Source organism: Arthrobacter sp. 10T425, assembly GCF_056393985.1.
This window is the reverse complement of the sequence record NZ_JBFTGZ010000116.1, coordinates 1-379: the sequence shown is the minus strand read 5'-3', so window position 1 is coordinate 379 and position 379 is coordinate 1. Positions and strand designations below refer to the sequence as shown.

Genomic DNA, 379 nt, shown 5'->3' with positions numbered 1-379 from the left:
ACCGGAGACTTACGGCGCTCCTGCTGATAGGCAGCCTCCGCGTCCCGCACCTCCTGGCTTCGCTGGATGTGAGCGTGCTTGAGCTCATCGGCGTGACTTGTCACGGACTCCCGGAAYGCCGGTGTCTGATAYCGGATGGCCAGCCAACGCAGGAAGACCTCCATGTGGGACTTGAARTCCAGGCCCTTGGCGCGCGGCACAAGGGTGCGGTAGGCCTTGATGAGGTCCGGGATCTTGTAGGTTGTGTTGCCGACTGGGATTGCGTGGGCGAGAGTAAACATCTCGTAAGCGAGAGGATTGTAGCGCTTCAACTCTTCCATCCTGTCTAGCGCCGCCCCAGCCATCAATGCTTCGTGCAGCATGTCACGCAGCGCCACGC

General features: G+C 60.9%; 1 protein-coding gene. It reads right to left on the bottom strand.

Annotated elements, in window-relative coordinates; all coding sequences use genetic code 11:
- A partial coding sequence (locus tag AC1DDH_RS20785) for a hypothetical protein (protein WP_476956265.1) occupies positions 1-281 on the bottom strand: 281 nt, incomplete at its 3' end.
- Positions 282-379: the final 98 nt, after the last annotated feature.